The organism is Methylobacterium sp. AC315, from assembly GCF_979253755.1.
Genome location: NZ_CEEDEA010000003.1, coordinates 183,574 through 198,845 on the forward strand (window position 1 = coordinate 183,574; position 15,272 = coordinate 198,845).

Genomic DNA, 15,272 nt, shown 5'->3' on the forward strand with positions numbered 1-15,272 from the left:
CTCGGTCAGTCTACTTGGGTATCGCGTCGGCCCGCCGCCATGTGGGACGGCGCCTGCGTGTCAGAAGTCGTCGTCCGGGGCCTCGTCCGCCGGCACCGGATCGCCGTCCCCCGGGATCTCCTGATCGGGCGAGGGGAGCGGCGCGGTCTCCCGCACATCCACGATCTCCGCGCCGGGGAAGCGGGTCAGCACCTCACGGACGAACGGGTCGGCGGCGGCATTCTCGCGGCGGGTCTCTGTCGCGGCCTTTACGGCGGCGTCGAGGGTCGGGGCGCCGGCCTCCTTCGAGACCGCGACGACCCAGCGTTGGCCGGTCCAGCGCAGGATCGCGGCGGCGATGTCGGTGGCCAGCGTCGCCCGGCCGCCCGGGGCGAGGGCGAACTCGATCCGCCCCTCCTCGAAGCGTACGAGGTGGACGTCGCGCTCCAGGGCGGTCTTCAGCAGGATGTCGCGGTTGGCATCGGCCAGCGCCACCACGTCCTCGAACCGGGCGAGCCGTGGCGCGGGCGGCGCAGCCGGGCGCTCGGCCGGGGCGGCCATGACGGAGGGGGCGGCCATCGCCACCGGCGCCGCCATTGAAGCGGCAGCGGGCGCCGCCATCGGTGCGGAGACCGACATGGGACGGGGTGCGACGGCCGCTGCCGTCTGCCCACCACCGCGCAGGTCGGGAATCGGCGGCAGGGGCGGACGGCCGGAGGATGGCGGCGCCTCCTCGGTCGGTGCCGCCGCGGCCTCGGCCTTGAGCTGGCGCAGGGCCTCGTCCGGTGTCGGCAGGTCGGCCGCGTAGGCTAGGCGGACGATCGCCATCTCGGCCGCCGCCAGCGGGCGGGGCGCAGCCTGGACCTCGGGGATCGCCTTGAGCAGGATCTGCCAGGCCCGCGACAGGGCGCGGATCGAGAGCTGTTCCGCGAACTGGCCGCCGCGGACCCGCTCGGTCTCGCTGAGCGTCGGGTCGGAGGCGGTCTCCGGCACGGCCTTCAGGCGGGTCACGAGGTGGGTGAAGGCCGCGAGGTCGGACAGCACCACCGAGGGGTCGGCACCGGAATCGTATTGCGCCCGCAATTCGGCGAACGCCGCCGGCACCGAACCGCGCATCACCGCCTCGAACAGGTCGAGGATGCGCGCCCGGTCGGCCAAGCCCAGCATGTCGCGGACGCTCTGTGCGGTGACGGCGCCCGCGCCGTGCGCGATGGCCTGGTCCAGCAGCGAGAGCGCGTCGCGGACCGAGCCCTCGGCCGCACGCACGATGGCGCTCAACGCCTCGTCCTCGGCCTCGACCTTCTCGGCCGCGCAGACCTTGGCGAGATGCGCGTGCAGGACCGGCGCCTCGACCCGGCGCAGGTCGAACCGCTGGCAGCGCGACAGGATCGTCACCGGGACCTTGCGGATCTCCGTGGTGGCGAACACGAACTTGGCGTGGGGCGGCGGCTCCTCCAACGTCTTCAGGAAGGCGTTGAACGCCTTCTCGGAGAGCATGTGGACCTCGTCCACGATGTAGACCTTGTAGCGGGCCGAGACCGGCCCATACCGGATGCCGTCGATGATCGCCCGCACGTCGTCGATGCCGGTGTGCGAGGCGGCATCCATCTCCAGCACGTCCATGTGCCGGGATTCCATGATCGCCGCGCAGTGCAGGCCGAGTTCCGGCATCGAGACGGTCGGGCCGGTATCGGGGACGCCGGCGCGGGCGTAGTTGAGGCCGCGGGCGAGGATGCGGGCGGTGGTGGTCTTGCCGACCCCGCGCACGCCGGTCAGCATCCAGGCCTGGGGAATGCGGTTGGCCGAGAACCCGTTGGCCAGCGTCCGGACCATCGCGTCCTGGCCGATCAGGTCGCCGAAATTGGTCGGACGGTATTTCCGCGCCAGCACCCGATAGGGCGTCACCGCGCCAGCGGGGCTCGCGAACCCGGGCAGGCCCGGCTCGTCGTCAGGCGTGCCGGTCGTAGCGTCCATGCCGTATCGGGTCGGGCTGCCGAGCGCCAAGAAACGAGGCAAGAAATAAGGTGGGAGGCTGGACGAAGACCCGCTCGGTCTCGTTAGGGCTGCTTCCTTCCGGACCTGACCCGGTTGGCGAGTGAAACGTCCCTCGCCAACCCCCCGCCGGCTATATGGCCGGGCTCTTTGCCGAACGCAAGCGCCGGCTACTCGGCCTTGCGCTTGACCACGGCGAGGGTCTTGGGATCGAGCTTCAGGTCGAACTGCTTGCCGTTGGCGTCGATCGCGTCGTCGACCTCGATCATGCCGTCGTCGAGCTCGATCTCCTTCCACTTGGTGAAGCCCTCCTGGCGAAGCATGGCCTCGACCTTGGCCTGCTGGTCGGGCGGGAGCTTCTCGTCGGCCCGGGCGACGCTAGTGAGGCCGGCGGCCAGGGTGAGGGCGAGGAGGGGGGCGGCGAGGCGCATGAGGGGCTCCGTTTCGGTGTTGCGTGCCGCCTTTGAACAGGAAGACCGCGCCCAGGTTCCGCGTGAACCGCGATCCTCTTGAGGCCGCTTCGATTTTCCCGCACAGCTAAGGTTGCCCGTTGCGCCGCTCCGGCGCCGCGGCCCAGGACTGCCGACCTATGGTCACACGCGTCGCCACCGTGGCGTTCGAGGGGATCGAGGCCCGGGCCGTGGACGTGCAGGTCCAGATCATCCCGGGCAACGTCGTCTTCAACGTGGTCGGCCTGCCCGATAAGGCGGTGGCCGAATCGCGCGAGCGGGTGCGTGGCGCGCTGATCGCCTCGGGTCTTGCGCTGCCGGCCAAGCGCATCACCGTCAACCTGGCCCCGGCCGACCTGCCCAAGGAGGGCTCGCACTACGACCTCCCGATCGCCCTTGGCGTCATGGCGGCGATCGGGGCGATCCCGGCCGATGCGCTGGGGGGCTATTGCGTGCTCGGCGAGTTGGCGTTGGACGGCAGCATCACGGCGGTGAGCGGGGTCCTACCGGCGGCCATCGCGGCGGGGGCCCGCGGCCTCGGGCTGATCTGCCCGGCCGCGACCGGGTCCGAGGCGGCCTGGGCGGGAGGCGATCTCGACGTGCTCGCCCCGCGCTCGCTGATCCAACTCGCCAACCACTTCAAGGGCAGCCAGGTCATGGCCCGGCCGGAACCGTCCGTGGCCAGCCTGGCCGGCCCGCTGCCGGATCTCTCCGACATCAAGGGTCAGGAGGGCGCCAAGCGGGCCCTGGAGATCGCGGCGGCGGGTGGCCACAACCTTCTGATGAACGGGCCGCCCGGCTCCGGAAAGTCGATGCTCGCCGCCCGGCTGCCGTCGATCCTGCCACCGCTGACGCCGCGGGAATTGCTCGACATCTCCATGATCCAGTCGGTGGCGGGCCAGCTGAAGGGCGGCGCGCTCTCGAACCGCCGGCCGTTCCGGCAACCGCATCACTCGGCCTCGATGGCCGCGCTCGTCGGCGGCGGCCTCGGCGCGCGACCCGGGGAGGTGTCGCTCGCCCATGGCGGCGTGCTGTTCCTGGACGAACTGCCCGAGTTCAACCCGCAGGCGCTCGACAGCCTGCGGCAGCCGATGGAGACCGGGGAGGTGATGATCGCCCGGGCGAACCACCGGGTGACCTACCCGGCGCGCTTCCAGCTCGTGGCGGCCATGAACCCATGCCGCTGCGGGCAAGGATTGGAGCCCGGCTATGCCTGCCGGCGCGGGCCGAACGCGCGCTGCATGGCGCAATACCAATCGCGGATCTCCGGGCCGATGCTCGACCGGATCGACCTGCGCATCGAGGTCCCCGCGGTCACGGCCGCCGACCTGATCCTGCCGCCCCCGGCCGAGGGCTCCCGCGAGGCCGCCGCCCGGGTCGCCGAAGCCCGCAATCGACAGACGACGCGCTACGCCGCCCACGCCCTGCCGGCAGCCACCACCAACGCCACATGCCCGGCGACGTTGATTGAGGCGGTGGCAAGCCCCGATGCCGAGGGCACGGCACTGATCCGGCAGGCGGCCGAGAGCATGCGGCTCTCCGCCCGCGGCTTCCACCGCACCCTGCGGGTGGCGCGGACGCTGGCCGACCTCGACGGCGAGGCGCAGGTGCGCCGGCTGCACCTGGCCGAGGCCTTGTCCTATCGCGGCCGGAGCGACGCGTCGGCGGCGGCCGCGTGAGTACGGACCTGACCGTCACGATCGGACAGGCCAGCGCGGCCGGCCGCAAGGACGCGAATCAGGATTTCCACGGTGCCCTGGTGCCGGTGCAGCCGGCACTCGGTCTCAAGGGCATCGCGGTGGCGCTGGCCGACGGCATCAGCAGCAGCGCGGTCGGCGCGCTGGCGAGCGAGACCGCGGTCAAGAGCTTCCTCGGCGACTATTACGCCACCCCGGACACGTGGGCGGTGAAGAGTTCGGCGCAGCGGGTGATCGCGGCAACGAATTCCTGGCTCTACGCGCAGACGCGGCGCGGGCGCGATCCTTACGATGCCGACAAGGGCTACGTCACCACCTTCGATGCGCTGATCCTGAAGGCGCGCACCGCGCACCTGTTCCATGTCGGCGATGCCCGGATCTGGCGTGTCGCCGGCCGGTCCTTGGAGCAGCTCACCGAGGATCACAGGGTCGTGGTCTCGGCGGCGGAATCGTATCTCGGCCGCGCGCTCGGGGCGGGCGGTCATGTCGAGATCGACTACCACACGGCGAGCCTGGACGCCGGCGACGTCTTCGTGCTGACAACCGACGGCGTTCACGAGCACGTCCGGCCGCGCGACCTGGCCGCGATGATCGCGGCCGCCGAGGACGATCTCGACGCCGCCGCCTGGGCGATCGTGGAGGCCGCGCACGCCGCCGGCAGCCCGGACAACCTCACGGTCCAGATCATCCGCATCGAAGCCGTGCCCGATGGCGAGCCGGCCGACCTGCTCGGCGGCGTCGAGGGACTCGATCCCGCGCCGTTGCTCGATCCGCCGGCCGATTTCGACGGCTACCGGCTGCTGCGCATCCTGCATTCCGGGCCGCGCAGCCGGGTCTACCTGGCGCTTGACGCGGAGACCGGGGATCCGGTCGCGCTGAAGGTCCTTTCGCTCGATCTGCGCGACGACCCGGCCCAGCGCAAGCGGTTCGCCCTGGAGGAGTGGATCGCCCGGCGCATCGACAGCCCGCACGTGCTCAAGGCCCATCCACAGAGCCGCCGCCGCAGCCACCTCTACACGGTCATGCGCTACGTCGAGGGCCAGACCCTGACCCAGTGGATGCGCGATCACCCTGCGCCCGAGTTGGAAGCGGTGCGCGGCCTCGTCGAGCAGATGGCCAAGGGCGTGCAAGCCTTCCACCGAAAGGAGATGGTCCATCAGGACCTGCGCCCCGACAACGTCCTGATCGACACCGCCGGAACCGTCCAGGTCATCGATTTCGGGGCCACCCGGGTGGCCGGGGTGGTGGAGGGCGATCCCCGGAACGATGCCGCCGAGATCCTGGGGACCGTGCAGTACACGGCGCCGGAAGGCTTCCTGGGCGAGCCGTCGACGGCCGGCTCCGACATCTTCGCGGTGGGCGTGATGACGTACCAGATGCTCACCGGCCGGCTGCCCTACGGTGACCGGGTGCCCCGGGCGTTGACGCGCGCGGCCCAGCGCAAGCTCCGCTACGTCTCGGCCCGCAACGCCCGGCCGCTGCTGCCGGCCTGGGTCGACGGGGCGCTGCGCAAGGCCGTGCATCCCGATCCCGCCCGGCGGTACCAGGCGCTCTCGGAATTCGTCCACGATCTCCGGTACCCCAATCCCGGTTTGACGGAGACCCGCCGGGCGTCGCTGCTGGAGCGCGATCCGCTGCTGTTCTGGCGGCTTCTGTCGCTGGTGCTGGGCCTCATCGCACTCGGGCTGGCCAGCATCCTGATCGCCCACCCGCCCCGGTGACCCGGCGCTTCAACCGTCGAGTTCGGGATACCGGCGGAAGATCCCGTCCTCGTTGAACGGGATGCGGCGCTCGCTCGCCAGATAGGCGGCGATGCGCGGACGCTGCGCCACCGCCTCGTGCAGCCGGGCGACATGCGGCGTGTCTCGCAGGGCAGCATTGGATGCGTTCGGGAAGGCGTAGCGCAATCCGGCGACCAGCTGGAACAGGGATAGGTCGGCGTAGGACAGCTTTGATCCGACCAGGCGTTCGCTCCCGTTCGCCGCCAGCACGCGCTCGAAATACTCGAAAAATTTGGGGATGCGGTCCTGGCGGAACCTTTCGGCCCGGCGCGCGGCCTCCGGCTTCTGGTCGGCGTAGTATAGGCCGACCCCGAGGGGATGGTGCGTGTCGTGGGCCTCGTCCACCGCGTCCGCGATGGTGAGCTGCAGCTGATGGGTCCAGATCCGGTCCGCCTCGGATGCGCCGACGAGGCCGAGGCGCGGCCCGAGATACAGCAGGATCGCGGTGCTCTGTCCGATCACGACATCGCCGTCGCGCAGGAACGGCGGTGCGAAGGGCGGTCGGCGATTGCCCGGATCGGTGAGGCGGTCGAGCATCGGCTCGATGCCGCCGGCCTCGTCGTCCCGCCGCGCGATGTCGACATAGTCGGCATCGGCCTCTTCGAAGGCGAGGCGGACGAACTCGCCGCGCCCCTGGATCATCGGCCAGTAATGCAGCTCGTAGGGCATCGCGTCTCCTCCACCGGGAAGGCGCGATGCCGGCGCGTGGTTCCCGCTCAGTTGCCGGGGGCGTCGCCGTCGGTCGCCTTCTCGGGCAGCGGCTCGGCGCTGGCGACCGCCTTGTGGGCCAGCATCGGCTGCAGGTGCTCGGCGAGCTGCTGGTCCAGATGCTTGACGTAGGCGCCCTTGAAGTAGCGCTCACCCGTCTTTGCGCCGTAGAGCCGGTCGTGGGCCTGGATCATCGCGGCCACCTCCGGGCGGCACAGGAACCCGGTGATGCCCACCGCCTCGTACCAGTGGCCGGCCCGGGCCTCGGCCGTCGCCTTCGGGTTCGCCAGCACGGTCTCGGCGAAGCATTCCGTCGCCGCCTGTCGCAGCGGACCCAGCACCTTCTCGGCCTCCGCCTTGTTCACCACCGGGGCAGCGGGATGGCGGTGGGGACGCGCCTGAGCCGTCGATGCCAGCGCGAGGACGGCGAAGGTGGCGAGGATCGTGGACTTCATGCGGGCGGCCTCGTCGGGTGTCCGAATGGCGTTCAGCATTCCCTCATGATTGCGTCGGGATCGCGGCTGACGGGACGTTGCATCCGCCCGATCTCGGGCAAGATGCGGACGATTTCGCGACCGCGTTCAGCGCCGCCGCTCGGCCTGCCAGCGGCCGCGGCAGGCGAGGGCGCCGGACGCGACCCAGGTGCCGGCGCCGAACCCGTTCGCGCCGAGCCGGCCGGCGACGTCGGCGGTGCCGAGACCGTTGGCGATGGAGCCCCGGACAATACCATTTTGAGCGACGCTGCCCTGCACGACGAAGGCCGTCCCCATGAAGCGGGCCTGCCCGTGCTCGATGCCCACCGGGTATCGGTAGGCCCGGTCGCAGGGACCGGATTCGGTGAGGATCTCGACGCTCCAGGTGCCGTCGAACCAGGAAGTGCCGTCGAACCGGTCCGGAATCCGGACGCCCCGCGGCGTCGCCGCAGCGGGGACCGCGAGTTCGAGGATCAGAGCGGCGCCGGTCAGGCACCCGAAACGGCGTCGGCTCATGGCGATGATCGGGGCAGGCGGTCTCGTGATCGTCTCAGGTGGCGGGCGGCCGAACGGCGGCACGGAGGGCACCGTCGAGCAGGCTCACCAGATCGCAGCCGACATGCAGGAAGGCGTGGACGCCCGCCGCCTTCAGGGGATCGATCAGGTCCACTGGTTTGCCGGCGACGTAGATCGATCCGGCGCCGGCCTTCTTGAGGGCCTCTGCGGCCACCACCGCGTGCTCGGCGTAGAGCGCGTCGGTCGAGCAGATGCAGGCGAGCAGCGCGCCGGATTCCCGGAATGCCGCCGCGAGGGCGGCCGGGTCCGTGAAGCCGTCGTTCGACACCGCCTCGATGCCGCCCGCCGCGAAGGCGTTGGCCGCGAAGGTCGCCCGGGCGTTGAAAACGGAGACCGTGCCGAGATTGGCGAGGAACACGGCGGGGCGGCGCCCGGATTTCGCCAGGACGGCGTCGGATGCGTCGCGCAGCGCCTCGAACGGCTCGGCCAGACGGATCGCCGGCAGCGCATCGCAGGCGACGGCCGAACCGGAACCGAAATTCGAGGCCGGGCCGGCGGTCACCGGCTTCACGTCCAGGACGGTGACCGGCTTCTCGGCGAGGTTCGGGAATTCGCTCGCGCCGGTCAGGGCCTCGCGACGGGTGGCCACGGCCTTGGCGCGAGCTTCGCGGGTCAGCTCGATGCGCCGCTGCAGCTTGCCGACGCTGAGGGAGGCGACGATCCCGCCCTCGGCCTCGATCGCCTGGAACGCCTCCCAGGCCGCTTCGGCGAGCTGGGCGGTCAGCGTCTCGAACCCGCCCGCACCGGCCGCCGGATCGCTGACCCGCGCCAGGTGGGATTCTTCGAGCAGGACGATCTGGCTGTTGCGTGCCACCCGCCGGGCGAACGCGTCGGGCAGGCCGAGCGCCAGCGTGTAGGGCAGGACCGTGACGCTGTCGGCGCCGCCCATTCCGGCCGACGCGGCGGCCATGCCGGTGCGCAGGATGTTCACGAACGGATCGCGCCGGGTCATCATCCGCCACGCGGTCTCGGCATGGAGGCGCAGGGGCTTCGGATCCAGCCCGCAGGCCTGCTCGATCCGGGCCCAGAGCCGTCGCAGGGCGCGGAATTTGGACACCGTGACGAACTCGTCGGCATCGGCGGCGAGCAGCACCGAGATCCGGTCGCGGGCGGTGGCGAGGTCGTGGCCCGCGGCCTCCAGGGCACGCAGGTAGGTCACCGCGGTGGACAGGACGGCGGCAAGCTCCGCCGCCTCGCCGGCCCCGGCCTCGTGGTAGGGCCGTCCGTCGGCCAGGAGCGCCCGGCCGGTGAAGCCCGCGGCTTCGAGGTCCGAGACGGTGGCGGCCAGCCGCGGGGCGATCTCGGACCACACCGCGCCGAGGCTGCCGGTGGCGGCGAGCGTCCCGACCGGATCGATGCCGAGGTCGAGGTCGTAGGTGGAGAGGTCTTCCCCGCGGCGGGCCGCGAGGCCCTTCACCAAGCCGGCGACCTCCAGGCCGGACGCGCCCGCGTCGAACCGCAGGGCGATCAGCGGCAGCATCACGCCCTTAAGCACGGCGTCGAGATCCTCGACGCTGCGGGCGGTCAAGCCGTAGCCCCGGGCGCCAGCCGCGCCGGAAAACACCAGGGCCAGCGCGTCGGCGCCGCCTTCGAGGTCGGTCATCGCCTGGATGTTGGCGCTTGCGATCTCCGGATGATCGACCCGCTGGGACACGCGCCAGGGACCGGGCTCCCGGAACGGTTGCGCGGTCGGCTCGGCACGCTCGTAGAGCGGCTCGATCCGCAGACCGTCGCTCGTCCGGGAGACCAGCCGTTTCTCGAAGTCTGCGCCCTTCAGGACGCTGTCCACAAGGCCGAGCCAGCGCGCCCGGTCGGCGGGCTTGAACAGGTCGGCGAGCGGTGTGTCGTCCATCGGAAAATCCCCGGGCGCGGCGTCTTGTGCACCGCTTTCGGGGACTTGCCTCGCACGCCGCTCGCCCGGAGGCAATCGCCCGTTGGGCGAGGATTGTTATCCGAGGATGATCAGCCCGGCGAAGCCCAATGCACCGACGATGATCCGCCACCAGGCGAACAGCCGGAACCCGTGGCGCGACACGTAGTCGAGCAGCACGCGGACCACGAACAGGGCCGAGACGAACGACACGATGAAGCCGATCACGATCAGGCCGATATCGTCGCGCGAGAGGAATTTGTAATTGTCGAACAGGTCCTTGGCGAAGGCGCCGGCCATGGTCGGCATCGCCAGGTAGAACGAGAACTCGGTGGCCGAGCGCTTGTCGGCGCCCATCAGCATCGCGCCCACGATGGTCGCGCCCGAGCGCGACACGCCCGGGATCATGGCCAGGCACTGGAAGATGCCGATCTTCAGGTCCATCGGCAGGGAGAAGTCGTAGACGTCGGTCTTCTTAACCTCGAGGTCGGTGTCGTCGAGGACGAGAAGCACCAGGCCGCCGGCCACCAGCGTCGCGCATACGATCCACGGGTTGAACAGGTAGGCCTTGATCACCTTCGAGAAGAGGCCGCCGATGATCGCGGCCGGCAGGAAGGCGACCAGGATGCCGATCACGAAGCGGCGAGCCTGCGGGTTGGTGGGGAGCGCGGTGGCGATGCCGACGAGGCGGCGGAAATACACCGTCAGGATCGCCAGGATCGCCCCGAGCTGGATCAGCACCTCGAAGGTGTTGTTGGGGGAGTGGAAGCCGATGAAGTGGCCGACCAGGAGCTGGTGACCGGTGGACGAGACCGGGATGAACTCGGTCGCGCCCTCCACCAGGGCGAGAAGGACCGCCTTCCCGATGCTTACCGGATCCATTGTCGAGCCTCGCGCCGCGGGCGCACGCCGGCCCGAACCAGGCGCGTCGCGAACCGTCCAAAGAATGTGCCCGGAGGCTTCGCCCATCAGGGTTGACGAGCGGTTACCGGAGCGGGCCGCGCGTGTTAAGGGCTCGGCAACGATCGAGCAATAACGCTCGCTCTGAAGTCCTGCGCGCCGAAATCTAACGCGCCGGGGCCGACGACCGGCGTGGGACTGTCCGCGCCGTCTGAACGCATTGTCCTCACGGCCTCAATGGCGACGCTCTACCACTTCCCCTTCTGCGCGAACTCCCGGTTCATCCGTCTCGTGCTCGCCGAGATGGGTCTCGAACCGACGCTGTTCGAGGAGCGCCCGTGGGAGCGCCGGGACGACTTCCTGTTGATCAATCCGGCAGGCTCCACGCCCGTGCTGCTGGAGCAGACCGGCCTGGTCGTGCCGGGCGCCGGCGTCATCGCCGAATACCTCGACGAGACGAGGGGCCTCGGGCTATCCGGCCGGCGCATGCTGCCGGACGACACGGTGGAGCGCGTCGAGGTCCGGCGCCTGCTGGACTGGTTCCTGATCAAGTTCGACTCCGAAGTGACCGGCTATCTGGTCAACGAGAAGATCTCGAAGCGCTTCATGTCGGCGCACGAGGGCGGCGGCCCGCCAGACATGAACGCGATTCGGGCGGCGCGCACCAACGTGCGCTACCATCTCAAGTATATCGGCTACCTCATCGCTCGCCGACGCTGGCTCGCCGGCGACAACCTGACCTATGCCGATCTCGCGGCCGCCGCCCACCTCTCCTGCGCCGACTATCTCGGCGACGTGCCGTGGGACGAGGACGAGATGGCCCGCAACTGGTATGCCCGGGTCAAGTCGCGGCCCTCGTTCCGGGGGCTGCTGGCCGACCGGGTGGCCGGCATGCCACCGGCGGCCCATTACGCGGATCTGGATTTCTGAGCGCACGACGGACCTATCACGGTGCCGACCTGCGCCGCCTCGTCGAGGGGCGGGCGCGCCATCTCGGCTTCTGCGGGATGCGGGTGACGCGGCCCGACCGGCTCCCGGACCTGCCCGCGCGCCTGTCGTCCTGGCTGGAGGAAGGCGCCCACGGCACGATGGACTGGATGGCGGACCGCGCCGACCAGCGCGCGAGCCCGGTCGGCCTCTGGCCGGGCCTGCGCAGCATCCTGGTCTTCGCCATGAGCTACCGCCCGGACGACGATCCGCTCGACCTCGTGGCCCTGAAGGAGCGCGGCGCGATCGCGGCCTATGCCCGCCGCCGGGATTATCACGACGTTTTGAAAGGCCGCCTGAAGGAACTAGGGGGCTACCTGTCGGCCAAGGGCGACGTCCGGGTGAAGGTGTTTTGCGACACCGCCCCGGTGATGGAGAAGACGCTTGCCGAGGCGGCCGGGCTCGGCTGGCAGGGCAAGCACACGGTGCTGCTCTCCCGGGAGCACGGCAACTGGCTGCTCCTGGGCGCGATCTACACCAGCGCCGAGTTCGAGCCCGACGATCCCGGGCGCGGCCATTGCGGCTCCTGCCGGGCCTGCCTGGACATCTGCCCGACCGACGCCTTCCCGGCTCCGTACCGGCTCGATGCGCGGCGCTGCATCTCGTACCTCACCATCGAACATGCCGGGCCGATCGCGACGGAGTTCCGGACGGCGATCGGCAACCGCGTGTTCGGCTGCGACGATTGCCTGGCGGTCTGCCCCTGGAACAAGTTCGCCCGGACCGCGGCCGATGCCCGCTTGGCTGCCCGGGCCGACCTCGCCGCTCCGGCGCTGGCGGACCTCGCCGGATTGGACGACGCGGCCTTCCGGAAACTGTTCGCCGGAACCCCGGTGAAGCGCACCGGCCGGGACCGGTTCCTGCGGAACGTCATGATCGCAGTCGGCAATTCCGGCGATCCCCACCTCGCGGATGCGGCGATCGCGCGGCTCGCGGACGCCTCGCCGCTGGTGCGGGGCATGGCGGTGTGGGCCTGCGGCCGCCTGCTGAAGCCCGCCTCCGTTCAGGCACTGCGCCAACAGCACGAAGCAGCCGAGACGGATTCTCATGTTCGCAGCGAGTGGATCGCCGCCACCGCCTTGACGGAACTCCGGACCGGCGAGACATCCCGGGCATGAATCTCTTCATCTTCGGGCTCGGCTTCACCGGCCGCCGTTTTGCCGAGCGGGCGCGCGACCGCTTCCAGACGGTGCGGGGCACCGTCACCGACCCGGCGAGTGCCGAGCGCATCGCCACCGAGACCGGCTTCACCATGCGGGCCTTCGGGCCGGAGGCGGACGATCCCCGGATCGCCGACGACCTCGCCGACACCGACGCGCTCCTCGTCTCGGCGCCCCCCTCCGAGCGGGGCGACCCGGTGCTCCGGCGCTACGAGGACGCGATCGCGGCGAGCCGGGTCGGCTGGATCGGCTATCTCTCGACCATCGGCGTGTACGGCGACCAGGGTGGCGCCTGGATCGACGAGGCCACGCCGGCCGCGCCGCGCAGCGCCCGCTCCCGGATCCGGCTCGAGGCCGAGGCGGCCTGGTTCGATCTCGGCGCCCGGACCGGCAAGGCCGTGCAGGTGTTCCGGCTGTCGGGCATCTACGGCCCGGGGCGCAACCCGATCGTGAAGCTGCGCGAGGGCCGGTCTCAACGCATCGTGAAGGCGGGCCAGGTCTTCAACCGCATCCATGTCGACGACATCGCCACGACCCTGATGGCCTCGCTCGACCGTCCGAGGCCGGGGGCGGTCTACAACGTCACCGACGATGAGCCGGCGCCGCCTCAGACCGTGACCGAGCACGCCGCGGCGCTCGCCAGCTTGCCGCTGCCCCCGGAGGTCGACTTCGAGACCGCCGACCTGTCACCGATGGCGCGCAGCTTCTACGGCGAGAACAAGCGCGTGCGGAACCGGCTGATCCGCGACGAACTCGGCGTCGCGCTGGCGTACCCGACCTATCGCGAGGGCTTGGCCGCCCTGAAAGATCAGGCCTGATCAGGCTTCCAGGTGCCGCGGCCGGACGAGGCGGCGGAGCAGGCCGCCGCGCGGGCCGGCGAGCATCGAGACGATGTAGAGCGCGCCGGCGGCGAGCACGATGGCCGGGCCGCTCGGCAGGTCGAGCTGGTAGGACAGGCTGAGCCCGGTCACGCTCGCCACCGCGGCGATCAGCATCGAGATCGGGATCAGGCCGCCCAGGTCGCGCGCCCAGAATCGGGCCGCCACGGCCGGCAGCAGCATCAGCCCGACCGCCAGCAGGGTCCCGAGCGCCTGGAAGCCGCCGACGAGGTTCACCACCACCAGCGCCAGGAAGGCGAGATGCACCGGGCCGCCGCTGCGGCTCACCGTGCGCAGGAACAGCGGATCGACGCATTCCATCACCAGCGGCCGGTAGATCGCGGCGAGCACCACCAGGGTCAGCGTGCTGATGCCGCCGAGCAGGATCAGCGCGGCGTCGTCGAGGGCCAGCACCGAGCCGAACAGGAAGTGCATCAGGTCGATCTGCGAGCCGCGCAGGGAGACCAGCAGAACGCCGCCGGCCAGCGAGATCAGGTAGAAGGCTGCGAGGTTCGAATCCTCGCGCACCACCGTGGCCCGGGTGACCGCGCCGGCGAGAAGCGCCACCGCCAGCCCGGCGACCAGTCCGCCAAGGGTCATCGCCGGCAGCGACAGGCCGGCGACCAGGAAGCCGGCTGCGGCACCCGGCAGGATCGCGTGGCTCATCGCGTCGCTCATCAGGCTCATCCGGCGCAGGGTCAAGAAGACCCCGACCGGCGGCGCAGAGACCGACAGAGCGAGGCAGCCCGCCAGCGCCCGGCGCATGAAGCCGAACTCCACGAAGGGTGCCAGCAGCGGCCCGAACGGATCGATCACGCCGCGTCCTCGTGATGATGGTCGTGGGCGTCCGGGCCGTGCGACCCGTGATCATGCCCGCGCGCGTCGGCTGTCCGGGGCCCGATGCAGACCGGCGCGTCCTCATCCCAGGCTTCGGAGAGGTTGCGCGCACGCGCCAGGTTCTCCGGCGTCAGGACTCGGGCGGTCGGCCCCCAGGCCACGGCTTCCCGGGCCAGCAGGAGCGTGGTCGGGAAATGCTCGCGCACCTGGGACAGGTCGTGCAGAGCGGCGACGACGGTACGGCCCTGGCCGTGCCAGAGCCGGATCAGCGCCAGCAGGTCGTCCACGGTGCGGTTGTCGATCCCGGTGAACGGCTCGTCGAGGAGCATCACCGGGCAATCCTGCAGGATCAGGCGGGCGAACAGGGCCCGCCGGAACTGCCCGCCCGAGAGGGTGCTGATCGGGCGCGCCTCGAAGCCGCCGAGCCCGACCGCCTCGAGGGCCGCCGCGATCTCCGGCCGCCGCCGGCCCAGGCTGCGCCAGGATCCGGCCTTCCGCCACAGGCCCATGCCGGCGAGGTCCATCACGCTCAGCGGAAAGCTCCGGTCGATCTCGTCGGCCTGGGGCAGGTAGGCGAGGGCGCCCGAGCGCTCGATATACCCTTCGAGGCAGCGGATCTCGCCGGCCATGCCCTTGAGCAGGGTCGACTTGCCGGCGCCGTTCGGCCCGACCAGCGCCAGCAGGTCGCCGGCGCGCACGGTCCCCGACAGGTGGTGGATTGCCGGATGCCGATCGTAGCCGAGGGTCAGGCCGACCAGCCGGATCGCATCCTGCATGGCGGGACGGTCGCTCATGCGGCCAGCGCCCAGGCGATCGCCAGCCAGACCACGACCGACAGCGTTACCGCCAGGGCGAGGCGTGGGCCGATGCCGCTGCGGAACAGGGATCGCGGAGCCGCTTGGCGTGGGCTGGAAATCGGGGGCAAGACGTCCTCGTCGCGCGCTCGGGCCGGCGCGGGGACCGGTCGGGCTACTGGTGCGTTCCG

The 15,272-nt window shown here is 71.0% G+C and carries 15 protein-coding genes and 1 other RNA gene; 5 read left to right on the forward strand and 11 right to left on the reverse strand.

Going from position 1 to position 15,272, the window contains the following annotated elements; genetic code table 11:
• Window positions 1-60: 60 nt before the first annotated feature.
• From AC0IY0_RS06085 to AC0IY0_RS06095, 3 genes are all read right to left on the reverse strand, one after another.
• Window positions 61-1,953, reverse strand: coding sequence for a DNA polymerase III subunit gamma/tau (locus AC0IY0_RS06085; protein ID WP_147905869.1), 1,893 nt, complete (start codon window positions 1,951-1,953; stop codon window positions 61-63).
• A 48-nt stretch (window positions 1,954-2,001) separates the two neighbouring features.
• An RNA gene (gene ffs / locus AC0IY0_RS06090) (signal recognition particle sRNA small type) lies at window positions 2,002-2,100 on the reverse strand.
• 41 nt (window positions 2,101-2,141) lie between these two features.
• Window positions 2,142-2,402, reverse strand: a complete 261-nt coding sequence (locus AC0IY0_RS06095) for a PepSY domain-containing protein (RefSeq protein ID WP_147905868.1) — start codon at window positions 2,400-2,402, stop codon at window positions 2,142-2,144.
• Between the two features lie 158 nt (window positions 2,403-2,560).
• Here AC0IY0_RS06095 and AC0IY0_RS06100 point away from each other — a divergent pair, with 158 nt between their 5' ends.
• Window positions 2,561-4,099, forward strand: coding sequence for a YifB family Mg chelatase-like AAA ATPase (locus AC0IY0_RS06100; protein ID WP_419829304.1), 1,539 nt, complete (start codon window positions 2,561-2,563; stop codon window positions 4,097-4,099).
• Entirely contained in the window at window positions 4,096-5,838 is a 1,743-nt protein-coding gene (locus AC0IY0_RS06105; RefSeq protein WP_471763313.1) for a protein kinase domain-containing protein, read from the forward strand. The genes AC0IY0_RS06100 and AC0IY0_RS06105 overlap by 4 nt, the downstream gene beginning before the upstream one ends.
• 9 nt (window positions 5,839-5,847) lie before the next feature.
• Here AC0IY0_RS06105 and AC0IY0_RS06110 read toward each other — a convergent pair whose 3' ends face one another.
• From AC0IY0_RS06110 to AC0IY0_RS06130, 5 genes are all read right to left on the reverse strand, one after another.
• Complete coding sequence (locus AC0IY0_RS06110) at window positions 5,848-6,567, reverse strand: glutathione S-transferase (RefSeq protein ID WP_471763314.1); 720 nt, start codon at window positions 6,565-6,567, stop codon at window positions 5,848-5,850.
• A 47-nt stretch (window positions 6,568-6,614) separates the two neighbouring features.
• A complete protein-coding gene (locus AC0IY0_RS06115; protein ID WP_147938706.1) occupies window positions 6,615-7,061 on the reverse strand; it encodes a hypothetical protein in 447 nt (148 codons plus the stop codon).
• Between the two features lie 126 nt (window positions 7,062-7,187).
• Window positions 7,188-7,595: a hypothetical protein gene (locus AC0IY0_RS06120; RefSeq protein WP_471763315.1), complete on the reverse strand. Its 408-nt coding sequence runs from the start codon at window positions 7,593-7,595 to the stop codon at window positions 7,188-7,190.
• A gap of 34 nt (window positions 7,596-7,629) precedes the next feature.
• Window positions 7,630-9,507 (reverse strand): methylmalonyl-CoA mutase family protein, encoded by a 1,878-nt coding sequence (locus AC0IY0_RS06125; RefSeq protein WP_471763316.1) that lies wholly within the window; start codon window positions 9,505-9,507, stop codon window positions 7,630-7,632.
• Between the two features lie 96 nt (window positions 9,508-9,603).
• Window positions 9,604-10,407 (reverse strand): undecaprenyl-diphosphate phosphatase, encoded by an 804-nt coding sequence (locus tag AC0IY0_RS06130; RefSeq protein WP_147905861.1) that lies wholly within the window; start codon window positions 10,405-10,407, stop codon window positions 9,604-9,606.
• Between the two features lie 255 nt (window positions 10,408-10,662).
• On the opposite strand from AC0IY0_RS06130, the gene AC0IY0_RS06135 reads away from it, so the two are divergent.
• The 3 genes from AC0IY0_RS06135 to AC0IY0_RS06145 are packed head-to-tail and all read left to right on the forward strand — an operon-like array spanning window position 10,663 to window position 13,390.
• Window positions 10,663-11,355, forward strand: a complete 693-nt coding sequence (locus AC0IY0_RS06135) for a glutathione S-transferase family protein (protein ID WP_007561448.1) — start codon at window positions 10,663-10,665, stop codon at window positions 11,353-11,355.
• A gap of 29 nt (window positions 11,356-11,384) precedes the next feature.
• Window positions 11,385-12,530, forward strand: a complete 1,146-nt coding sequence (gene queG / locus AC0IY0_RS06140) for a tRNA epoxyqueuosine(34) reductase QueG (protein ID WP_471763461.1) — start codon at window positions 11,385-11,387, stop codon at window positions 12,528-12,530.
• Window positions 12,527-13,390: an SDR family oxidoreductase gene (locus AC0IY0_RS06145; RefSeq protein ID WP_471763317.1), complete on the forward strand. Its 864-nt coding sequence runs from the start codon at window positions 12,527-12,529 to the stop codon at window positions 13,388-13,390. The genes queG and AC0IY0_RS06145 overlap by 4 nt, the downstream gene beginning before the upstream one ends.
• Here the strand turns inward: AC0IY0_RS06145 and AC0IY0_RS06150 are convergent, their stop codons facing one another.
• From AC0IY0_RS06150 to AC0IY0_RS06160, 3 genes are read right to left on the reverse strand one after another with little or no spacing between them, the layout of a single operon-like run.
• Entirely contained in the window at window positions 13,391-14,215 is an 825-nt protein-coding gene (locus AC0IY0_RS06150) for a metal ABC transporter permease (RefSeq protein ID WP_147906000.1), read from the reverse strand.
• Between the two features lie 47 nt (window positions 14,216-14,262).
• Window positions 14,263-15,081, reverse strand: a complete 819-nt coding sequence (locus tag AC0IY0_RS06155; RefSeq protein WP_147905859.1) for a metal ABC transporter ATP-binding protein — start codon at window positions 15,079-15,081, stop codon at window positions 14,263-14,265.
• A complete protein-coding gene (locus AC0IY0_RS06160; protein ID WP_281407053.1) occupies window positions 15,078-15,212 on the reverse strand; it encodes a hypothetical protein in 135 nt (44 codons plus the stop codon). Before AC0IY0_RS06160 ends, AC0IY0_RS06155 begins: the two co-directional genes overlap by 4 nt.
• Window positions 15,213-15,272: the final 60 nt, after the last annotated feature.